The organism is Streptomyces sp. CB02009, from assembly GCF_001905825.1.
Classification (GTDB): Bacteria; Actinomycetota; Actinomycetes; order Streptomycetales; family Streptomycetaceae; genus Streptomyces.
The window spans coordinates 229,677-249,549 of the sequence record NZ_LIVV01000008.1 but is presented as its reverse complement, the minus strand read 5'-3'; the positions used below and the strand labels follow the sequence as shown (position 1 = coordinate 249,549).

Here is a 19,873-nt window from a genome sequence, read left to right as displayed (position 1 = left end):
GCCGACACTCTTCCGTCTTTCCATACCGACTGGTTAGTCTGTCCGCGTCCCGCAGGTCAGCACAGGTCATCACAGCGGCCGTCACAGGCCGCCGAGCGGAGGGGTGGGTCCATGAGCGAGGGCGCGAACCAGGTCCAGGGCGCCGGAGTCGTCGTCACGGGAGCGGGCGGAGGCATCGGCGCCGCCCTCGCGCGCCGGTTCGCGGCCGAGGGGGCCCGCGTCGTGGTCAACGACCTCGACCCCGTCCGCACCAAGGCGGTCGCCGAGGAGATCGGCGCCCTCGCCGTCCCCGGTGACGCCTCCGCCGTCGTCGAAGAGGCCCGCGAGGCCCTCGGCGGCACCGTCGACATCTGGTGCGCCAACGCCGGCCTCTCCTCGCCCGGCGACGCCTTCGCCGACGAGGACGTCTGGGCCGCCGCCTGGGACGTCAACGTGATGGCCCACGTCCGGGCGGCCCGCGCGCTGCTCCCCGACTGGCTGGAGCGCGGCAGCGGCCGCTTCGTCTCCACGGTCTCCGCCGCCGGGCTGCTCACCATGATCGGCGCGGCGCCGTACAGCGTCTCCAAGCACGGCGCGTACGCCTTCGCCGAATGGCTCTCCCTCACCTACCGGCACCGCGGCCTCGCCGTCCACGCGATCTGCCCGCAGGGCGTCCGTACGGACATGCTCACGGCCGCGGGAACGGCCGGCGAACTCGTCCTCGCCCCCACCGCCATCGAGCCCGAGGACGTCGCCGACGCCCTCCTCGACGCGATCTCCGCCGACCGCTTCCTCGTCCTGCCGCACCCCGAGGTGGCCGGCTACTACCGCAACCGGGCCACCGACCCGGAGCGCTGGCTCGGCACCATGAACCACGTCCAGCAGGCCTGGGAGACGGGCACGCGCTAGCCGGACCCGACCGGATGCGAAGATCTACCGGCGGGAACGCGTTCCCCTGACCGAAAACCATCAGCGAGTACGACCACTGAGAACGACCACCAAGGAAGGCGGCGGAGCATGGCCAGGACGACGGAAGGGAGCGGCACGCCCGTCCCCCAGAGGCTCCTCGCCGCCGCCACCCGGCTCTTCGCGGAGCGCGGGTACGACCGCACCTCCGTCCAGGAGATCGTCGAGGCCGCCGGGGTCACCAAGGGCGCGCTCTACCACTACTTCGGCTCCAAGGAGGACCTCCTCCAGGAGGTCTACTCACGGGTCCTGCGCCTCCAGCAGGAGCGCCTCGACGCCTTCGCGGACGCCGACGCGCCCGTCGAGGACCGGCTGCGCGACGCCGCCGCCGACGTCGTCGTCACCACCATCGAGAACCTCGACGACGCCGCCATCTTCTTCCGCTCCATGCACCACCTCAGCCCGGAGAAGAACAAGCAGGTCAGGTCGGAGCGGCGCCGCTACCACGAGCGGTTCCGCGCCCTGATCGAGGAGGGGCAGCGGGCCGGGGTGTTCTCCTCGGCGACCCCCGCCGACCTGGTCGTGGACTACCACTTCGGCTCGGTCCACCACCTCTCCACCTGGTACCGCCCGGACGGCCCGCTCACCCCCGAGCAGGTCGCCGGCCACCTCGCCGACCTCCTGCTCAGGGCCCTGCGGCCCTGAGGGCCGCAGGCGGGTGACCGGCCCGGCTCCTACAGGTACTTCTTCAGCTCCCGGCGTGCCAGTGACCGCTGGTGCACCTCGTCCGGGCCGTCGGCGAGCTTCAGCGTCCGCGCCGCCGCCCACAGTTCGGCCAGCGGGAAGTCCTGCGAGACCCCGCCCGCCCCGTGCGCCTGGACGGCCTTGTCGATGATGTCGACCACCGCGCGCGGGGTCGCGATCTTGATGGCCTGGATCTCGGTGTGCGCGCCGCGGTTGCCCACGGTGTCCATGAGCCAGGCCGTCTTGAGGACGAGGAGCCGCAGCTGCTCGATCTGCACCCGGGCGTCCGCGATCCAGTTCTGCACGACGCCCTGCTGGGCGATCGTCTTGCCGAAGGCCGTACGGGACACCGCCCGGCGGCACATCAGCTCGACGGCCCGCTCGGCCATGCCGATGAGCCGCATGCAGTGGTGGATGCGGCCGGGGCCGAGCCGGGCCTGGGCGATGGCGAAGCCGCCGCCCTCCTCGCCGATGAGGTGCGAGGCGGGGACGCGGACGTCGTCGAAGAGCACCTCGGCGTGGCCGCCGTGCGAGTGGTCCTCGTAGCCGTACACCTGCATCGCGCGCCGCACCTCGACGCCGGGGGTGTCGCGGGGTACGAGGATCATCGACTGCTGGCGGCGCGGGTCGGCGCCGTCGGGGTCGGTCTTGCCCATCACGATGAAGATCCCGCAGTGGGGGTTCATCGCCCCGGAGATGTACCACTTGCGTCCGGTGACGACGTACGCGTCGCCGTCCCGCCGGATCCGGGTCTCGATGTTGGTGGCGTCGGAGGAGGCGACCTCGGGCTCGGTCATCGCGAAGGCCGAGCGGATCTCGCCCGCGAGCAGGGGCTCCAGCCACTGCTTCTTCTGCGCCTCGTCGCCGAACTGGGCCAGCAGCTCCATGTTCCCGGTGTCGGGGGCGGCGCAGTTGAGGGCGGTGGGGGCCAGGTGCGGGCTGCGGCCGGTGATCTCGGCGAGCGGCGCGTACTGGAGGTTCGTCAGCCCGGCACCGTACTCCGCGTCCGGCAGGAAGAGGTTCCAGAGGCCCTGCCGCTTGGCCTCGGCCTTCAGCTCCTCCACGACCCGCGGGGTGTCCCACGGGGAGGCGAGCAGGGCGCGCTGCTCCTCGGCCGTCCGCTCGGCCGGGTACACGTGCTCGTCCATGAAGGCGAGCAGCTTCCCGCGGAGTTCCTCGGTGCGCGCGTCGTAAGCGAAGTCCATGGCGGTTCAGCCCTCCTGAAGGGTGGTCAGGCCGTGCTCGATGAAGACGGGGACGAGTTCGCCGATGCGGTCGAAGCCCGCGCCGACGGTCTGCCCGAGGGTCCAGCGGTAGTGGATGCCCTCCAGGATCACGGCGAGCTTGAACCAGGCGAAGGCGGTGTACCAGGCGAGGGCGGAGGTGTCGCGGCCCGAGCGGGCGGCGTAGCGCTCGACCAGTTCGGCGGCGGCCGGGTGCCCGGGGGCCGTCGCGGTGGTGGAGATGGGGGAGTCGGGCAGGTCGAGCGGCGTGCTGTACATGACGAGCAGGCCGAGGTCGGTCAGCGGGTCGCCGAGGGTCGACATCTCCCAGTCGAGGACGGCCCGGATGCGGTCGTCCCCGTCGATGAGGACGTTGTCGAGCCGGTAGTCGCCGTGGATCACGGTGGGCGCGGGCGAGACGGGCAGCGCACGGCCGAGGGCGGCGTGCAGCTCGTCGATCCCGGGGAGCTCGCGGCCGCGCGAGGCGTCGAGCTGCTTGCCCCAGCGGCGCAGCTGCCGGTCGAGGAAGCCCTCGGGGCGCCCGAAGTCGGCGAGCCCGACGGCGGCCGGGTCCACGGCGTGCAGGTCGACGAGGGTGTCGACCAGGCCGAGGGCGGCGGCGCGGGTGCGCTCGGGGCCGAGCGGGGCGAGTTCCGCCGCCGAGCGGTACGGAGTCCCTTCGACGAACTCCATGACGTAGAACGGCGCGCCCAGCACGGAGTCGTCCTCGCAGAGGAGCAGCGCCTCCGGCACGGGCACGTCCGTGGTGTGCAGGGCGCTGATGACGCGGTGCTCGCGGCGCATGTCGTGGGCGGTGGCGAGGACGTGGCCGAGCGGCGGCCGGCGGACGACCCAGCGGCCCGTGCCGTCGGTCACGACGTACGTCAGGTTCGACCGGCCGCCTTCGATCAGCCGGGCTTCGAGGGGGCCGGACACCAGGCCGGGGCGCTCGCGGTCGAGGAAGCGGCGCAGCTGCTCGGGGTCGAGGCCTGGCGGCGGGGCGGAACTCATTCGTGCGTACCTCCGGATCGGCTTCGGTCGGCGTTCATGATGACCGACCAGTCGGTATGTCGTCCAGGGGGGAGTCGTGAAACCGTGCACCGTCCTCTGGTCACCGATCCCATCCATGAATAGGGTTCACATATGGATGCGAAGCTGATCGTCGACGAAGTCCGGCTGACCCCGATCCTCATCTCCGACCCGCCTCTCCTCAACGTCCAGGGGGTTCACCAGCCGTATACGCCCCGGCTCGTGGTCGAGGTGATCACCCGGGGCGGGGTGAGCGGACTGGGGGAGACGTACGGTGACGGCGTCTACCTGGACCTGGCCCGCCCGCTGGCCGAGACGCTGCCGGGGCGATCGGTCACGGATGTGAACGCCTTGTTCGCGCTCGCGGAGGAGGCCGCGAACCCGGGCCGAAGCGCGGGCTCCGGCACCGGATCCGGCTCCGGCACGGGCACCGACGCCGGCACGGGCGCCCACTCCGCCACGGGCTCCGGCTCCGCTACGGGCACCGACGCCGGGATCGACGCCGGTGTCGACGCCGGCGGTCTCCGCGGCGTCCGTACCGCCGAGAAGCTCCGCCTCTCCGTCGTCTCCGCCTTCGAGACCGCGTGCCTCGACGCCCTCGGCAGGACCCTCGGTCTGCCCGTCCACGCCCTCCTGGGCGGCAAGGTCCGCGACTCGGTCGAGTACAGCGCCTACCTCTTCTACCGCTGGGCCACCCACCCCGGCGGCGGCCCCGTCGACGACTGGGGCGCGGCCCTCGACCCCGCCGGGATCGTCGCGCAGGCCCGCCGCTTCGACCGCGCGTACGGCTTCCGGTCCTTCAAGCTCAAGGGCGGGGTGTTCGCACCGGAGCAGGAGATCGCCGCGATCCGCGCCCTCGCCGAGGAGTTCCCCGGCCGTCCGCTCCGCCTCGACCCCAACGGCGCCTGGTCCGTGGAGACCTCCCTCGCCGTCGCACGCGAACTGGCGGACGTGCTGGAGTACCTGGAGGACCCGGCGAGCGGCACCGGGGCGATGGCCGAGATCGCCGCGGGCACCGAGGTCCCGCTCGCCACCAACATGTGCGTGACCACCTTCGAGGAGGTCCCGGAGGCCTTCGCGAAGGGGGCGGTACGGATCGTCCTCTGCGACCACCACTACTGGGGCGGCCTCGGGCGCACCCGTGAACTCGCCGCGCTCTGCCGGACGTACGGCGTGGGGCTGTCCATGCACTCCAACACCCACCTGGGCATCAGCCTCGCCGCCATGACCCAGGTCGCCGCCACCCTGCCCGAACTCCGCCACGCCTGCGACACCCACTACCCGTGGCAGACCGAGGACGTCGTCACCACCCGCCCCGTCTTCCGGGACGGCCGGCTCGCCGTCTCCGACGCCCCCGGCCTGGGCGTCGAACTGGACCGGGAGGCCCTGGCGACCCTGCACCGCCGCTGGCGGGAGGACGACGGGAGGTACCGGGACCGCGACGACGCGGCGGCGATGCGCGCGGCGAACCCGGAGTGGCGGCCCCGCCGTCGGTAGTCCCCGCCGCCCGCCCGAGGGCTACGCGTGGCAGGCCACCGGCACGCCCCCGTTCATCGCCGCCATGTCCCCGAACACCGCCACCGGATCCAGCGGCGACGTCTCCGGCAGGCCCGCCAGCTCCGCGTACGCCCGGTGCAGGTTGGCCACCAGGCGCTCGCTCTCCCGCCACGCGGCGAACTCGCCGAGCTCCGCCCGCCGTGCCGTCTCCAGCGGCGTCGCCCCCTTGGCGTACCCCTCCGCCGCGACCTCCCGCACCCAGAGCAGATAGCGCTCGGTCGCGTCGTACGCCGAGGGGTCGGTCACCCGGCCGTGCCCCGGGACCACCGTCGGCGCGTCGAGCGAGCGCAGCAGGTCGAGCGCCCGCAGCGACCCGGTCAGCGAACCCATCGGCAGGAACGGCGTCCCGCCGTGGAAGACCAGGTCGCCGGTGAAGACGACGCCCTGCTCGGGCAGGTGCACGATCGAGTCGCCCGACGTGTGCGCGGGCCCCGGGTGGATCACCCGTACCTCGATCCCGCCGACGTACAGAGTCATGCGCTCGCGGTACGTGACGGACGGCGCGACGATGTCGATCTTCCCGAAGTCGGTTCGGGGCCACAGCAGATGCAGCTGGTGCCCGGCCGCCAGCTGCTCGCTCCGGCAGTTCTCGTGGCCGACGATCCGCGCCTCCGGCAGGAACACCCCGTTGCCGTAGGTGTGGTCGCCGTGGTGGTGGGTGGAGACGATCGTCCCCGGCAGCGGAAGACCCGCCGCGAGGACCGCCTCCCGCAGCAGCCGCGCCCGGCGTTCCGTGGCGGCGGTGTCGACGAGCAGCGACTCGCGCGGGTCGCCGAGGAAGCCGGCGTTGTTCAGGCACCAGCCGCCGTCGGGCTGGAGGAAGGCGTGGACGTTCGGCGCGAGCGTGACCACATGGGGAGCGCGGGCGTCGTGGGACTCGGTGGTGGCGGACATGGGCAGGGATTCCCCCGGTGGTGAGGCGTGAGTGCCTGATCGGACAGGGAGGAGTCTCCCCGGCTTGCGGGCCGACAGCACTGCGTCGAGGGTCGGAGTATGAAGGCGATCAGCTACCGCCGGTACGGCGGCCCCGAGGTCCTGGAGTACGGCGAGCTGCCCGATCCCAAGATCGGCCCCGACGCGGTGCTGGTCAAGGTGCGGGCCGCCGCGGTCAACCCGGTCGACTGGAAGTGCCAGGCCGGGTACCTCGACGGGATGATGGACGCGGTCTTCCCCGTGATCCCCGGCTGGGACGTCTCCGGTGTCGTCGTCCGGCCCGGGGTCTCCGTCACCGAGTTCGCCGAGGGCGACGAGGTCATGGGATACGTCCGGGAGGACTTCCTCTCCCGGGGCACCTTCGCGGAGTACGTCGCCGCCCCCGTCCGCACCCTCGCCCGCAAGCCGCGCTCGGTCGGCTTCGAGGAGTCCGCGGCCCTGCCGCTCGTCGGCCTCACCGCCTACCAGGCGCTCCACCAGCCCCTCGCGGTCGGCCCCGGCGACACCGTCCTCGTGCACGCGGCGGCCGGCGGGGTCGGATCCATGGGCGTGCAGATCGCCCGCCACCTCGGCTGCCGGGTCATCGGCGCGGCGCGGGAGGCAGGCCTCGAACGGGTCGCGGAGCTCGGCGCCGAACCGGTCGTCTACGACGAGGCGACCTTCGCCGAGCAGGTCCGCACCCTCGCCCCACAGGGCGTGGACGCCGTCCTCGACACCATCGGCGGACCGTTCCTGCGGATCTCCGCCGGACTGCTCGCGGCCGGCGGCCGGCTCGCCTCCATCGCCGACGGCGAGGTCCTCGCCCTCGGCGGCCGCTACTTCTGGGTCCGCCCCGACCCGGTCGACCTCGCGGCCCTCGCGGACCTGGTCGACGACGGCGTGCTCTCCGTACGGGTGGCCAGGACGTTCCCCCTGGAGCAGGCGGCCGACGCGCAGCGCGCCAACGCCGCGGGCGGCCTGAACGGCAAGGTCGTCGTCACCGTCCCCTGATCCGCCGGCCCGGCCGGCAGGAACCGAAGGAGACGGCCCAGGGCGGGCGAGTCACCAGATCATCGCCGCCCCGAAGACGGCGAGCGCGACCGTGCAGCCGGCCGCGAGCAGCGCGCCCCGGCGGGAGAGGGCCTGCGGCCGGGCCGGGCTCAGGGAGCGGATCCGGCGGTGGGCGACGGCCAGGAACCCGATCCACACGAGCGCCGACAGCGCGAGCCCGGTGATCCCCACGGCCGTGATCTCGTCGCTCACGGCCAGCTTCACGGCGAGGACCGCCACCACCGTGCACGACAGGGTCGTCCGCCGCCACGCGAGCCGGGTCCGTTCCGGCTGGAGCCCGGGATCACGCGCGTCGGTCCCGGAGGCGGCCTCCGTCACCGCCCCGCCCAGCCGAAGAGCACGACCACCACCATCGCGACCGCCACCACGGCCACGACCAGACTCAGCACCGCCGGGAAGCGGGACCCCGGCAGATCCTCGCCGCGCCGCATGGCCCGCTCGCAGCGCACCCAGTGGTTCACCGCCCGCAGCGCGCACAGCACGCCGGCGGCGAGCAGCGCGAGCGCGAGCCCGACCCGGACGCCCCAGCGCAGGTCCGGCAGGAACTGGTCGACGGCGAAACCGCCGCCGACGAGGGCGAGCGCGGTCCGGATCCAGGCCAGGAACGTCCGCTCGTTGGCGAGGGAGAACCGGTAGTCCGGGGTGTCCCCCTCGTCCCGGATCCGCTGCGGTGCGAACCACAGCCGCAGGCTCTGTACGAAATCGCTCACACGCGCACCCTAACGTTCGAGTGATCAGCCCGCCGGGCGCCCAGGGGCCGATGACCGCCGGGCGCCCAGCGCCCACCGGCCGCCCGGCGTCCCGCGCCCACCGGGCCCCGGCCCTCGCGCGTGGTTCAGCCCGCGGGGTGCGCCTCGCCCGCCCCGTGCTTCCGGAGCCGCTCGTACGCCGCGAGCCCGTCCGGCACCCACGCCCAGTCGCCGATCCGCGCCGCCAGCTCCTCCTCCGTCAGGAAGGAGTGCCAGGCGACCTCCTCCGCCTGCGGATCCACCGGCAGGTCGCACCGCACCTCGTAGACCGCCGACCACCACTTGCCGGCCACGCCCGCGGAGTCGTACAGGAAGGTCAGGACGGGCTCGGGCCGGGGCAGGCCCCGTACTCCCAGCTCCTCCTCGGCCTCTCGCAGCGCGGCCTCGTCGTAGGACTCGCCCGCGCCGACGACCCCGCCGACGAACATGTCGTACATCGACGGGAAGACCAGCTTCGTCGGCGTCCTGCGGTGCACGAAGATCCGGCCCTCGGCGTCCCGGACCCGGATGAAGACGCAGCGATGGATCAGACCCCGCGCGTACACCTCACCGCGCGGGGCCTGCCCGATCACCCGGTCGTGCTCGTCGACGACATCGAGAATCTCTTCAGCGGCGCTCATCCCGCCATCCAAGCAAACCGCGGGGGCCGCCGGGCCCGCCGGGCCGCGACCGGCGGGATCACCGTCCCGTCACTGCCGCCTCACTGCCCCATCACGTACTTGACCGTCGGCCCGGTGGTCCAGCCGCCGTCCACCGCCAGCTCCGCGCCCGTCACGTAGGAGGCGGCGTCCGACAGCAGGAAGACGACCGCGCCGGCGATCTCGTCGGCCTCGCCGACCCGGCCCATCGGCGTGTTCGGGTACTTGCCCTCGCCGCGCTCGATGCCCACGGAGGCCGTCATCGGGGTGTACGTCATGCCCGGGTGGACCGAGTTGACGCGGATCCCCGCGGTACCGAGTTCCACCGCGCCGATCTTCGTCAGCCCGCGCACACCCCACTTGGAGGCACCGTATCCGGCGGTCAGGGCGAGGCCCATCAGGCCCGCGGCCGAGGAGATGTTGACGATGGAGCCGCCGCCGGCCTCCTTCATCGCCGGTATCGCGGCCTTCATGCCGATGAAGACACCCGTCAGGTTGATGTCGAGGACCTTGCGGAAGTGCTCGACGGACTCGGTCTCGAGGAACGCGCCGGTGGAGATGCCCGCGTTGTTCACCAGGCCGTGCAGCCCGCCGAACTCCGCCACGGCGTACGCGACGGCCGCCGCCCACTCCTCCTCGGAGGTCACGTCGTGGTGGACGTACCGCGCCCGCTCGCCGAGTGCCTCGGCGGTCGCCCGGCCCTCCTCGTCGAGCACGTCGGTGACGACGACGTTCGCGCCGGCCGCGACCGCCTGCTTGGCGGCCTCGGCGCCGAGGCCGCGGGCGCCGCCGGTGATGAGGACGGTCCTGCCGGTGAGGTCGTTCATGAAGGGTCCTTTCGGGGGAGATGCGCCTGCTCCGGCTGTGCGGCACGCAGCAGGGCGGTGGTGGTCTCGACGAGGTCGGCGAGGAAGAGCCCCTCACCGGTGAGGGGTTCGGTGCCGTCGAGGTACTGCCGGGCCCGGTCCGCCATCGCCGCGCCCACCACGGTCAGCGCCAGGTCGAGGCGCTCGAGGAGCAGGGGCTCGGGCAGGCCGTCGGCGGCGAGCCGGTCCGCGATCCGCTCGATCAGACGCCAGTAGCCGGTGCCGGCGAGCGTGGGGTGCGGGGTCCGGGCGCGCACGCCGCTCTCGTGGCTGAGCTGCGCGGAGATCCGCAGGCAGCGGCGGCCCCGGTCGGTGCGCAGCTCGCTGGCCTCGGCCGTGACGAGGGCGCCGACCAGGGCGTGGGTCTCGTCGGGGGCGGCGGTGAGCAGCGGGGCGAGCACGCTTTCGGTGCGCGCTTGACGGCCGGCCATCACGGCGTCGAGCAGCCCGGCGCGCGAGCCGAAGTGGTACTGCACCGCGGAGGGGTTGGCCTGCCCCGCGCGGCTCACGATGTCCCGCAGCTGGGCGCCGTGGACGCCCTGGGCGGCGAAGAGCTCCTCCGCCGCGCGGATCAGTCTGTCCCGGGTCTCGGGCCCCGATGTCCTCGCCATGCATTCATATTAATGCTCGGCATTAGGAAACGGGAGGGGGGTGGGAGTCGCGGCGGAACGGCGAAAAGGTTGACTCGATACATCCGTGTATCCAAGATGCGGTCCATGTCCTACGACGCAGATGTGATCGTGATCGGGGCGGGCCTCGCCGGCCTCGTCGCCACCGCCGAGCTGGTCGACGCCGGCCGCACCGTGATCCTCCTCGACCAGGAGCCCGAACAGTCCCTCGGCGGCCAGGCCCACTGGTCCTTCGGCGGCCTCTTCCTCGTCGACTCGCCCGAGCAGCGCCGGATGCGCGTCAAGGACAGCCACGCCCTCGCCCTCCAGGACTGGTACGGCACCGCCGGCTTCGACCGGACCGAGGACCACTGGCCGAAGAAGTGGGCCGAGGCGTACGTCGACTTCGCCGCCGGCGAGAAGCGCTCCTGGCTCCACGCGCGCGGGGTGCGGTTCTTCCCCGTCGTCGGCTGGGCCGAGCGCGGCGGCTACGACGCCAACGGCCACGGCAACTCCGTCCCCCGCTTCCACATCACCTGGGGTACGGGCCCCGGCCTCGTCGCCCCCTTCGAGCGGAAGGTCCGCGAGGGCGTCGCCCGGGGCCTCGTCCAGCTCCGCTTCCGCCACCGGGTCACCGCCCTCGGCCGCACCGCCGGAGCCGTCGACACCGTCACCGGCGAGATCCTGGAACCCTCCGCGGCCGAGCGCGGCACCGCCAGCACCCGCACGGCCACCGGCGCCTTCGAACTGCGCGCCCAGGCGGTGATCGTCACCTCCGGCGGCATCGGCGGCAACCACGAGCTCGTCCGCGCCCAGTGGCCCGAGCGGCTGGGCACCCCGCCCGCCAAGCTGCTCTCCGGCGTCCCCGCCCACGTCGACGGCCTGATGCTCGGCATCGCCGAGAAGGCCGGCGCCAGCCACATCAACCGCGACCGGATGTGGCACTACACCGAGGGCATCGAGAACTGGAACCCGATCTGGGCCAGGCACGGCATCCGCATCCTCCCCGGGCCGTCCTCGCTCTGGCTGGACGCGACCGGCAAGCGGCTGTCCGTCCCGCTCTTCCCCGGCTTCGACACCCTCGGCACCCTCGAACACATCATGCGGACCGGCCACGACCACACCTGGTTCGTCCTCGACAAGCGGATCATCGGCAAGGAGTTCGCCCTCTCCGGCTCCGAGCAGAACCCCGACCTGACCGGCAAGTCGGTCCGCGACGTCATCGGCCGCGCCCGCGCCGACGTGCCGGGCCCTGTCCAGGCGTTCATGGACAAGGGCGCAGACTTCGTCGTGGAGAACGACCTTCCGGCCCTCGTGCGGGGCATGAACGCACTCACCGACGAGCCCCTCATCGACGAGGACGCCCTCCGCCGGGAGATCACCGCCCGCGACCGCGAGATCGCCAACCCCTTCACCAAGGACCTCCAGGTCACGGCGATCCGCGGCGCGCGCAAGTACCTCGGCGACAAGCTGATCCGCACGGCGGCCCCGCACCGCATCCTCGACCCCGCGGCGGGCCCGCTGATCGCCGTCCGCCTCAACATCCTGACCCGCAAGTCCCTCGGCGGCCTGGAGACCGACCTCGACTCCCGCGTCCTCACGGAGGGCGGCGAGCCCCTGGAGGGCCTGTACGCGGCGGGCGAGGCGGCCGGCTTCGGCGGCGGCGGGGTCCACGGCTACCGCTCCCTGGAAGGCACCTTCCTCGGCGGCTGCATCTTCTCGGGCCGCGCGGCGGGCCGGGCGGCGGCGAAGGCGGTGGGCTGAGGCCCCGGCTCAGGACTCCTGGCTCCCGGCTCAGGGACCAGGGCTCACGGCTCAGGGACCAGGGCTCCCGGCTCAGGACTCCCGGACCGCCTCCACCACCCTGAACCGCTCCACCACCACCATCGTCGTGTCGTCCACCACGAACCCGGGGTCCCCCAGTCCCTCCCGCATCTCCGCGCTGTGCCAGAACCGTTCGTGCGCCGCGCGCCAGTCCGCGACCGACAGGAAGCCCTCGCCCTCGTCGAGCGCGAGCCGCAGGTCCGCGCTGCCCAGGGGCAGGACCTCGACCTCCGTGATCTCCACGACCGCCACCTCGCGGCCGTCCGAGTCGATCAGGGCCGAGCGCTCGCCCGCCTCCGGCAGCTCCTCGTTCTCGACCTCGTACTCCACGAGGAGCCCTGTCGTGGCGGTCTTCTCGCCGGAGAGGACCGCCGCGACGAGCCGGTCCCGCAGGGGGCCGGGGAAGGCGAGGAGGAAGGGCTTCAGCGCGTGAGGGCCGGTCATGGCCGACAGTCTGTCAGCCGTGACCGGCCCTCGGAGCCGTATCGGAGGCGCCGGGCTACAACACCAGCGACAGCAGCAGCACGAAGCCGATGCCCACGACGGAGATGATCGTCTCCATCACCGACCAGGTCTTGATCGTCTGGCCGACGGTCATGCCGAAGTACTCCTTCACCAGCCAGAACCCGGCGTCGTTGACGTGGCTGAAGAAGAGCGAACCCGCGCCGATCGCGAGCACGAGCAGCGCCGTCTCGGTCGTCGACATGCCCGCCGCCAGCGGAGCCACGAGCCCCGCCGCCGAGATCGTCGCCACGGTCGCGGAACCCGTCGCCAGGCGGATCGCGACGGCGATCAGCCAGGCGAGCAGCAGGGCCGGGATGGACCAGTTCTCGGAGAAGTCCAGGATCATCTGGCCGACGCCGATGTCGATCAGGGTCTGCTTGAAGCCGCCCCCCGCGCCGACGATCAGCAGCACGCCCGCGATCGGGGCGAGCGACTTCTCGACGGTCGTGGACAGCCGCTCCTTGGTGAAGCCGGCCGCGCGGCCCAGGGTGAACATGCCGACGATGACGGCGGCGAGGAGGGCGATCAGCGGGGAGCCGATGACGTCGGTGACCTTCTGGACGCCGTTCTCCGGGTCGTCGACGACGATGTCGACGAGCGCCTTCACCAGCATGAGGACGACGGGCAGCATGACGGTCGCGACGGTGACGCCGAAGCCGGGGCGCTTCTCCAGGTCCTCGGAGGGGCGCGTCGGGATCATGTTCTCGGGGGCCGGGATGTCGACCCAGCGGGCCGCGTACCGGGCGAACAGCGGACCGGCGATGATCACGGTCGGTATCGCGACGACGAGGCCGAGGGCCAGGGTGACGCCCAGGTTGGCGCCGACCGCGTCGATGGCGACGAGCGGGCCGGGGTGCGGCGGGATGAGGCCGTGCATCACGGAGAGGCCGGCGAGGGCCGGGATGCCGATCCGCATCAGGGAGTAGTTGCCGCGCTTGGCGACGAGCAGCACCACCGGGATCAGCAGCACGATGCCGACCTCGAAGAAGAGCGGCAGACCGATCACCGAGGCGATCAGGACCATGGCCCAGGGCATCGCCCGGCCGCTCGCCTTCGCGAGGATCGTGTCGACGATCTGGTCGGCGCCGCCCGAGTCGGCGAGCAGCTTGCCGAGGATCGCGCCGAGCGCGATCAGGACGCCCACGCCGGCCACGGTGTTGCCGAGGCCCGTGGTGAAGGACTTGATGGTGTCCGCGAGCGGCGCACCGGCGAACGCGCCGAGGGCGAGCGACCCGATGGTCAGCGCCAGGAAGGCGTGCAGCTTGAACTTGGTGATGAGCACGACGATGACGGCGATGCCGGCGAGTACGGCGATGCCGAGCTGGGCGTTGCCTGCCGAGGTGATCGGTTCGGCGGCGTCCGCTGCCAGGATCTCGACGCTGAGACTGGTCACGGTGGTGTCCTTCGTACGAGCGGGGGGAACGGGACGGGGACGGGGACGGGGACGGGAGGGGGATCAGCCGGCGAGGCCGCGCAGCGCGGCGGCGGCCCGGGCGGCGATCTCCTCGGGGGTGCCGGAGACGTCGACGGCGACGCCGGCCTCGTCCTCCTGCAGCGGCTGCAGGGTGGCGAACTGGGAGTCGAGGAGCGCCGTCGGCATGAAGTGGCCCTTGCGGGCCCCCATGCGCTGCTCGATCAGCTCCCGGTCGCCGGTCAGATGGAGGAAGACCACACCGGGGGCCGCCGCGCGGAGCCGGTCCCGGTAGCTGCGCTTCAGCGCGGAGCTGCTCACCACACCGCCGAGCCCGGCCCGGTCGTGCGCCCAGGCGCCGATGGCGTCCAGCCACGGCGCGCGGTCGCTGTCGTCCAGGGGGGTGCCGGCCGACATCTTGGCCACGTTCGCCGCCGGGTGGAAGTCGTCGCCCTCGGCGTAGGGGAGGCCGAGGGCGTCGGCGACCAGCGGGCCGATCGTGGTCTTCCCGGTCCCGGCGACGCCCATCACGACGACGACCGTCGTCGTTCCGGGCTGGGGGGTGGTGCTCATGGGTGGTGCCTCGCTGTCTTCTTCGACATCGATCCGTCGCGCCCATGAAACCCATTGGGTACGACGTATTCAAGAGGCTGTGACATAAAAGTAGTACTTTTAATTCCCGATGTGATCATCCCCGCGAGCGCGCATAGGCTTGCCACCATGACGACACCGGCCCAGGGGCTTCACTCGCAGGTCCTCGCCACCCTGGGTCTCGCGATCACCGCGGGGGAGTACCCGCCGGGCACCGTGCTGCGCACCGACGAGCTCGCCCAGCGCTTCGACGTGTCCAGGACGGTGGTCCGGGAGGTCGTCCGCGTCCTGGAGTCCATGCACCTCGTCGAGTCCCGTCGCCGCGTCGGCGTGACCGTCCTCCCCATCGCCGGCTGGAACGTGTACGACCCCCAGGTCATCCGCTGGCGGCTGGCCGGCGCCGACCGGCCCCGCCAGCTCCGCTCGCTCACCGTGCTCCGCTCGGCCGTCGAGCCCGTCGCCGCCGGCCTGGCCGCCGAGAACGCCACCCCCGAGCAGTGCCGCGAGCTCACCGAGCACGCCCTCGGCATGGTCGCCACCTCGCGCGGCCGGCGCCTGGAGGAGTACCTCGTCCACGACATCGCCTTCCACCGGGTCGTGCTCAACGCCTCGGGGAACGAGATGTTCGCCCGCCTCGGCGACGTCGTCGCCGAGGTCCTCACCGGCCGCACCCACCACCACGTGATGTTCGAGGACCCCGACCCGGCCGCCGTGACCCTCCACGTCCAGGTCGCCGAGGCCGTACGGGAGCGGGACGCGGCCCGCGCGGAGGAGCTCACCCGGCAGATCGCGGTCGGCGCCCTCCAGGAGCTGGACGTCCTCGCCCCGTAGGTGTCCGCCAGGCCCAATCAAGACACTGCCAAGCTCTGAACTAGCTCAAATACGGGCGTTCAGTGACATGCGCCACAGTCATTTGCCGCTCCTTGCCGTGAGGATGTGCGCTGGCCGTGCCGGGGTGACCCCCCACCAGGCACGGCCGGGTACCGCACAGCCCCCTCACGAAGGCGAACCAGTCCATGAGTGACCGCGTCATCGCGGCCGACCCGCTGTCCGCCGCCACGGCGAACCCGGCCGCCCCCCACGTCGACGCCGGCGACGCCGGATACCGCAAGGACCTCAAGTCCCGCCACATCAACATGATCGCCATCGGCGGCGCGATCGGCACCGGCCTCTTCCTGGGCGCCGGCGGCCGGATGGCCCAGGCGGGCCCCTCCCTCTTCATCGCGTACGCGGTCTGCGGCGTCTTCGCCTTCTTCGTCGTGCGGGCCCTCGGCGAGCTCGTGCTCTACCGCCCCTCGTCCGGCGCCTTCGTCTCCTACGCCCGTGAGTTCATGGGCGAGAAGGGCGCCTACACGGCCGGCTGGCTGTACTTCCTCAACTGGTCGACCACCGCCGTCGCCGACATCACCGCGGCCGCGACCTACGCCCACTTCTGGTCGATGTTCAGCGACGTCCCGCAGTGGATCCTCGCGCTGATCGCCCTCGCGGTCGTCCTCGCCGCCAACCTCATCTCCGTGAAGTACTTCGGCGAGATGGAGTTCTGGTTCGCGATCATCAAGGTGGGCGCGCTCGTCGCCTTCATGCTGATCGGCATCTTCCTCATCGTGACCTCCCACGACGTCGGCGGCAGCACCCCGGGCCTCGCGAACATCACCGACAACGGCGGCATCTTCCCCAACGGCATGATGCCGATGCTGCTGCTCATCCAGGGCGTCGTGTTCGCCTACGCCTCCGTCGAACTGTGCGGCGTCGCCGCGGGCGAGACCGAGAACCCCGAGAAGATCATGCCGAAGGCGATCAACTCGATCATGTGGCGCGTGGGCCTCTTCTACGTCGGCTCCGTCGTCCTGCTCGCGCTGATCCTCCCGTACACCGCGTACTCCGGCGACCAGAGCCCCTTCGTCACCGTCTTCGACAAGCTGGGCATCCCCGGCGCCGCCGGCGTGATGAACCTCGTCGTCCTCACGGCCGCGCTCTCCAGCCTCAACTCGGGCCTCTACTCCACCGGCCGCATCCTGCGCTCCATGTCGCTCTCCGGCTCCGCGCCGAAGTTCACCGGCGTCATGAACAAGGGCGGCGTCCCCTACGGCGGCATCCTGCTCACCGCCGCCTTCGGCGTCATGGGCGTCGCGCTCAACTACGTGATGCCCGGCGAGGCCTTCGAACTGGTCCTCAACTTCGCCTCCATCGGCATCATCGGCACCTGGGCCATGATCATGGTCTGCTCGCTCCTGTTCTGGCGCAACGCCCAGGAGGGCAAGCTGTCCCGCCCCGGCTACAAGCTGCCCTGGGCCCCGTACACCCAGATCGTGACGCTCGTCTTCCTCGGCTCCGTCCTCGTCCTCATGTGGATGGACGGCGGCATCAGCCGCACCACCGTCAACTGTCTGCCGCTCATCGCGGCGGCCCTGGTCGGCGGCTGGTTCCTCGTCCGCAAGCGGGTCCGTACGACCGCCGCGGCGAACCGCGGCTGACCTCCCCCCACGGGAACGGCGAGACCCCCGCAGGCACGGCCTGCGGGGGTCTCGCCTTTTGTCAGGAGATAGTGGTACGCAAGAGCCTTACAAGATCCGGTCGGAGGAAGGGAAGTTCGCGATGCCGCAGCACGTCCAGGGGGTCATCGCCCCCGGCAGGAACGAACCGGTACGGGTCGAGACGATCGTGATCCCCGATCCCGGCCCCGGCGAGGCCGTCGTGAAGATCCAGGCCTGTGGCGTCTGCCACACCGATCTCCACTACAAGCAGGGCGCGATCAACGACGAGTTCCCCTTCCTGCTCGGCCACGAGGCCGCCGGAATCGTCGAGTCGGTCGGCGAGGGCGTCACCGACGTCGAGCCCGGCGACTTCGTGATCCTCAACTGGCGCGCGGTGTGCGGCCAGTGCCGCGCCTGTCTGCGCGGCCGCCCCTGGTACTGCTTCGACACCCACAACGCCAAGCAGCGGATGACCCTGCTCGACGGCACGGAGCTGTCCCCGGCCCTCGGCATCGGCGCCTTCGCCGAGAAGACCCTCGTCGCCTCCGGCCAGTGCACCAAGGTCGACCCCGCCGTCGCCCCCGAGGTCGCGGGCCTCCTCGGCTGCGGCGTGATGGCCGGCATCGGCGCCGCGATCAACACCGGGAACGTCGGCCGCGGCGACACCGTCGCCGTCATCGGCTGCGGCGGCGTCGGCGACGCGGCGGTCGTCGGCTCCCGCCTCGCCGGAGCCGCGAAGATCATCGCCGTCGACATCGACGACCGGAAGCTGGAGACGGCGAAGGCGATGGGCGCCACCCACACCGTCAACTCCCGCTCCACCGACCCCGTCGAAGCGATCCGCGAGCTCACCGGGGGCTTCGGCGCCGACGTCGTCATCGAGGCCGTCGGCCGCCCCGAGACCTACCAGCAGGCCTTCTACGCCCGCGACCTCGCCGGCACCGTCGTCCTCGTCGGCGTCCCCACCCCCGAGATGAAGCTGGAGCTCCCGCTCCTCGACGTCTTCGGCCGCGGCGGCGCGCTCAAGTCCTCCTGGTACGGCGACTGCCTGCCCTCCCGCGACTTCCCGATGCTCGTCGACCTGCACCAGCAGGGCCGCATCGACCTCGCCGCCTTCGTCACCGAGACCATCGGCCTCGGCGACGTCGAGAAGGCCTTCGGCCGCATGCACGAGGGCGACGTCCTGCGCTCGGTGGTGGTGTTCTGATGGCCGCCCGCATCGACCACCTCGTCACCTCCGGCACCTTCAGCCTCGACGGCGGCACCTGGGACGTCGACAACAACGTCTGGATCGTCGGCGACGACAGCGAGGCGATCGTCATCGACGCCGCCCACGACGCCGAGGCCATCCTCGCCGCCCTCGACGGCCGCGCCCTGCGCGCCATCGTCTGCACCCACGCCCACAACGACCACATCGACGCGGCCCCGGCGCTCGCGGCCGCCACCGGCGCCCGCATCCTGCTCCACTCGGCCGACCAGCCGCTGTGGAAGCAGACCCACCCCGACCACAGCCCCGACGGCGAACTCGCCGACGGCCAGGTCCTCACCATCGCCGGCACCGACCTCACGGTCCTGCACACCCCAGGTCACGCCCCCGGCGGCATCTGCCTGTACGCCCCCGACCTGGGCACGGTCTTCACCGGCGACACCCTCTTCCAGGGCGGCCCCGGCGCCACCGGCCGGTCCTTCTCGGACTTCCCGACGATCGTGGACTCGATCCGCGAGAAGCTCCTCACCCTCCCGCCGGAGACGGTGGTCCGCACCGGCCACGGCGACAGCACCACGATCGGCGCCGAGGCCCCGCACCTCCAGGAATGGATCAACCGAGGCCACTGAGAGCCGACCGGCTCTCGAAACGCCTCTCGACACCCGTGAACGGGTCGGTGAACTCCAGCGTCCGCGCCAGCAGTTGCAGCGGACGCCGGAAGTCCTCCGGCCCGTCCTCACGGACCACCGGATAGATCGGATCGTGCAGGATCGGCAGCCCCAGCGCGTTCATGTGCACCCGCAGCTGATGCGTCCGCCCGGTCTCCGGCACCAGCCGGTACCGCCCGAGCCCGCCCCGCCGCTCCACGAGCGCGATCCGGCTCTCGCTGTTCGGCTCGCCCGGCACCTCCCGGGCGGCCATCACCCCGCGCTCCTTCTCGATCCGGCTGCGCACCGTCACCGGCAGCCCCACCGCCGGGTCGTACGGCGCCACCGCCTCGTACTCCTTGCGCACCAGCCGGTCCCGGAACAGCGTCTGGTACGCCCCCCGGTCCTCCGGACGTACGACACAGAGCACCAGGCCCGCCGTCAGCCGGTCGAGCCGGTGCGCGGGCTGCAGCGACGGGAGCCCCAGCTCCCGCCGCAGCCGCGCGAGCGCGGTCTCCGTGACGTGCCGCCCCCGGGGCATGGTGGCGAGGAAGTGCGGCTTGTCCGCGACGACGATCCGCTCGTCCCGGTGGACCACCCCGACGGGGAACGGCACCGGCTCCTCCACCGGAAAGTCCCGGTGGAACCAGAGGTACCTGCCCGCGGTGTACGGATCGCCCCCGGCCGCCGGCCCGTCGACCCCGACGAACCGGCCCTCACCGAGCATCTCCTCGACCCGCCCGGCACCGACGGCCACCCCGTACCGGTCGACCAGGTACTCCTGCACGGTCGCCCAGGCCCCGCCCGGATCCTCCGGCAGCCGCAGCCGCACGGGATCGATCCCGTCCCGCTGCGGCAACGGCGCGACCGGCGCCTTCGCTCTCCGTCTCACGGCTCCGCCTCGTGACTGCGCGTACTCATGCCGAAAGTCCC

21 protein-coding genes are annotated in these 19,873 nt (G+C 72.2%); 9 read left to right on the top strand and 12 right to left on the bottom strand.

The features are described 5' to 3' along the window. Positions 1–111 precede the first annotated feature (111 nt). Complete coding sequence (locus AMK27_RS30165) at positions 112–888, top strand: SDR family oxidoreductase (RefSeq protein ID WP_073915182.1); 777 nt, start codon at positions 112–114, stop codon at positions 886–888. A gap of 108 nt (positions 889–996) precedes the next feature. Continuing rightward, positions 997–1,590: a TetR/AcrR family transcriptional regulator gene (locus AMK27_RS30160; protein ID WP_073915180.1), complete on the top strand. Its 594-nt coding sequence runs from the start codon at positions 997–999 to the stop codon at positions 1,588–1,590. A gap of 29 nt (positions 1,591–1,619) precedes the next feature. Here AMK27_RS30160 and AMK27_RS30155 read toward each other — a convergent pair whose 3' ends face one another. Both AMK27_RS30155 and AMK27_RS30150 read right to left on the bottom strand, forming a co-directional pair. Further along, positions 1,620–2,834: an acyl-CoA dehydrogenase family protein gene (locus AMK27_RS30155; protein WP_073915178.1), complete on the bottom strand. Its 1,215-nt coding sequence runs from the start codon at positions 2,832–2,834 to the stop codon at positions 1,620–1,622. A gap of 6 nt (positions 2,835–2,840) precedes the next feature. After that, positions 2,841–3,863 carry a phosphotransferase gene (locus AMK27_RS30150; protein WP_073915176.1) on the bottom strand — a complete coding sequence of 341 codons (1,023 nt, stop codon included), beginning with the start codon at positions 3,861–3,863 and terminating at the stop codon, positions 2,841–2,843. A gap of 132 nt (positions 3,864–3,995) precedes the next feature. Between AMK27_RS30150 and AMK27_RS30145 the strand changes: the two genes are divergently transcribed. Continuing rightward, positions 3,996–5,378, top strand: coding sequence for an enolase C-terminal domain-like protein (locus AMK27_RS30145; protein WP_073915173.1), 1,383 nt, complete (start codon positions 3,996–3,998; stop codon positions 5,376–5,378). A 21-nt stretch (positions 5,379–5,399) separates the two neighbouring features. Here AMK27_RS30145 and AMK27_RS30140 read toward each other — a convergent pair whose 3' ends face one another. After that, positions 5,400–6,332: an MBL fold metallo-hydrolase gene (locus AMK27_RS30140; protein ID WP_073915171.1), complete on the bottom strand. Its 933-nt coding sequence runs from the start codon at positions 6,330–6,332 to the stop codon at positions 5,400–5,402. Between the two features lie 99 nt (positions 6,333–6,431). Between AMK27_RS30140 and AMK27_RS30135 the strand changes: the two genes are divergently transcribed. Beyond that, on the top strand, positions 6,432–7,361 hold the full coding sequence (locus AMK27_RS30135) for an NADP-dependent oxidoreductase (RefSeq protein WP_073915169.1): 930 nt from the start codon (positions 6,432–6,434) through the stop codon (positions 7,359–7,361). 51 nt (positions 7,362–7,412) lie between these two features. Here AMK27_RS30135 and AMK27_RS30130 read toward each other — a convergent pair whose 3' ends face one another. From AMK27_RS30130 to AMK27_RS30110, 5 genes are all read right to left on the bottom strand, one after another. Further along, positions 7,413–7,739: a DUF202 domain-containing protein gene (locus AMK27_RS30130; protein WP_073915166.1), complete on the bottom strand. Its 327-nt coding sequence runs from the start codon at positions 7,737–7,739 to the stop codon at positions 7,413–7,415. Further along, complete coding sequence (locus AMK27_RS30125) at positions 7,736–8,131, bottom strand: YidH family protein (protein WP_073915163.1); 396 nt, start codon at positions 8,129–8,131, stop codon at positions 7,736–7,738. Before AMK27_RS30125 ends, AMK27_RS30130 begins: the two co-directional genes overlap by 4 nt. Positions 8,132–8,256: 125 nt before the next feature. Continuing rightward, on the bottom strand, positions 8,257–8,790 hold the full coding sequence (locus AMK27_RS30120) for an NUDIX hydrolase (RefSeq protein ID WP_073915161.1): 534 nt from the start codon (positions 8,788–8,790) through the stop codon (positions 8,257–8,259). An 80-nt stretch (positions 8,791–8,870) separates the two neighbouring features. Next, positions 8,871–9,635: a glucose 1-dehydrogenase gene (locus tag AMK27_RS30115; protein ID WP_073915158.1), complete on the bottom strand. Its 765-nt coding sequence runs from the start codon at positions 9,633–9,635 to the stop codon at positions 8,871–8,873. Beyond that, positions 9,632–10,285: a TetR/AcrR family transcriptional regulator gene (locus AMK27_RS30110; protein ID WP_073915155.1), complete on the bottom strand. Its 654-nt coding sequence runs from the start codon at positions 10,283–10,285 to the stop codon at positions 9,632–9,634. The genes AMK27_RS30115 and AMK27_RS30110 overlap by 4 nt, the downstream gene beginning before the upstream one ends. A gap of 105 nt (positions 10,286–10,390) precedes the next feature. Between AMK27_RS30110 and AMK27_RS30105 the strand changes: the two genes are divergently transcribed. Next, positions 10,391–12,046 (top strand): FAD-binding dehydrogenase, encoded by a 1,656-nt coding sequence (locus AMK27_RS30105; RefSeq protein WP_073915152.1) that lies wholly within the window; start codon positions 10,391–10,393, stop codon positions 12,044–12,046. Positions 12,047–12,118: 72 nt separating this feature from the next. Here the strand turns inward: AMK27_RS30105 and AMK27_RS30100 are convergent, their stop codons facing one another. The 3 genes from AMK27_RS30100 to AMK27_RS30090 all read right to left on the bottom strand — a co-directional run bounded on the left by AMK27_RS30100 (position 12,119) and on the right by AMK27_RS30090 (position 14,594). Beyond that, on the bottom strand, positions 12,119–12,550 hold the full coding sequence (locus tag AMK27_RS30100) for an ASCH domain-containing protein (RefSeq protein WP_073915149.1): 432 nt from the start codon (positions 12,548–12,550) through the stop codon (positions 12,119–12,121). 55 nt (positions 12,551–12,605) lie between these two features. Beyond that, positions 12,606–14,003 carry a GntT/GntP/DsdX family permease gene (locus AMK27_RS30095; protein WP_073915147.1) on the bottom strand — a complete coding sequence of 466 codons (1,398 nt, stop codon included), beginning with the start codon at positions 14,001–14,003 and terminating at the stop codon, positions 12,606–12,608. A gap of 63 nt (positions 14,004–14,066) precedes the next feature. After that, entirely contained in the window at positions 14,067–14,594 is a 528-nt protein-coding gene (locus AMK27_RS30090; protein ID WP_073915144.1) for a gluconokinase, read from the bottom strand. A gap of 147 nt (positions 14,595–14,741) precedes the next feature. Here AMK27_RS30090 and AMK27_RS30085 point away from each other — a divergent pair, with 147 nt between their 5' ends. The 4 genes from AMK27_RS30085 to AMK27_RS30070 all read left to right on the top strand — a co-directional run bounded on the left by AMK27_RS30085 (position 14,742) and on the right by AMK27_RS30070 (position 18,922). Next, entirely contained in the window at positions 14,742–15,443 is a 702-nt protein-coding gene (locus AMK27_RS30085; protein ID WP_073915142.1) for a FadR/GntR family transcriptional regulator, read from the top strand. 185 nt (positions 15,444–15,628) lie between these two features. Further along, positions 15,629–17,086 carry an amino acid permease gene (locus tag AMK27_RS30080; RefSeq protein WP_073915140.1) on the top strand — a complete coding sequence of 486 codons (1,458 nt, stop codon included), beginning with the start codon at positions 15,629–15,631 and terminating at the stop codon, positions 17,084–17,086. 121 nt (positions 17,087–17,207) lie between these two features. After that, entirely contained in the window at positions 17,208–18,293 is a 1,086-nt protein-coding gene (locus tag AMK27_RS30075; protein WP_073915138.1) for an S-(hydroxymethyl)mycothiol dehydrogenase, read from the top strand. Next, entirely contained in the window at positions 18,293–18,922 is a 630-nt protein-coding gene (locus AMK27_RS30070) for an MBL fold metallo-hydrolase (protein WP_073915136.1), read from the top strand. The genes AMK27_RS30075 and AMK27_RS30070 overlap by 1 nt, the downstream gene beginning before the upstream one ends. Here AMK27_RS30070 and AMK27_RS30065 read toward each other — a convergent pair. Further along, on the bottom strand, positions 18,906–19,832 hold the full coding sequence (locus AMK27_RS30065) for an RluA family pseudouridine synthase (protein WP_073915134.1): 927 nt from the start codon (positions 19,830–19,832) through the stop codon (positions 18,906–18,908). The genes AMK27_RS30070 and AMK27_RS30065 overlap by 17 nt on opposite strands. Positions 19,833–19,873 lie beyond the last annotated feature (41 nt).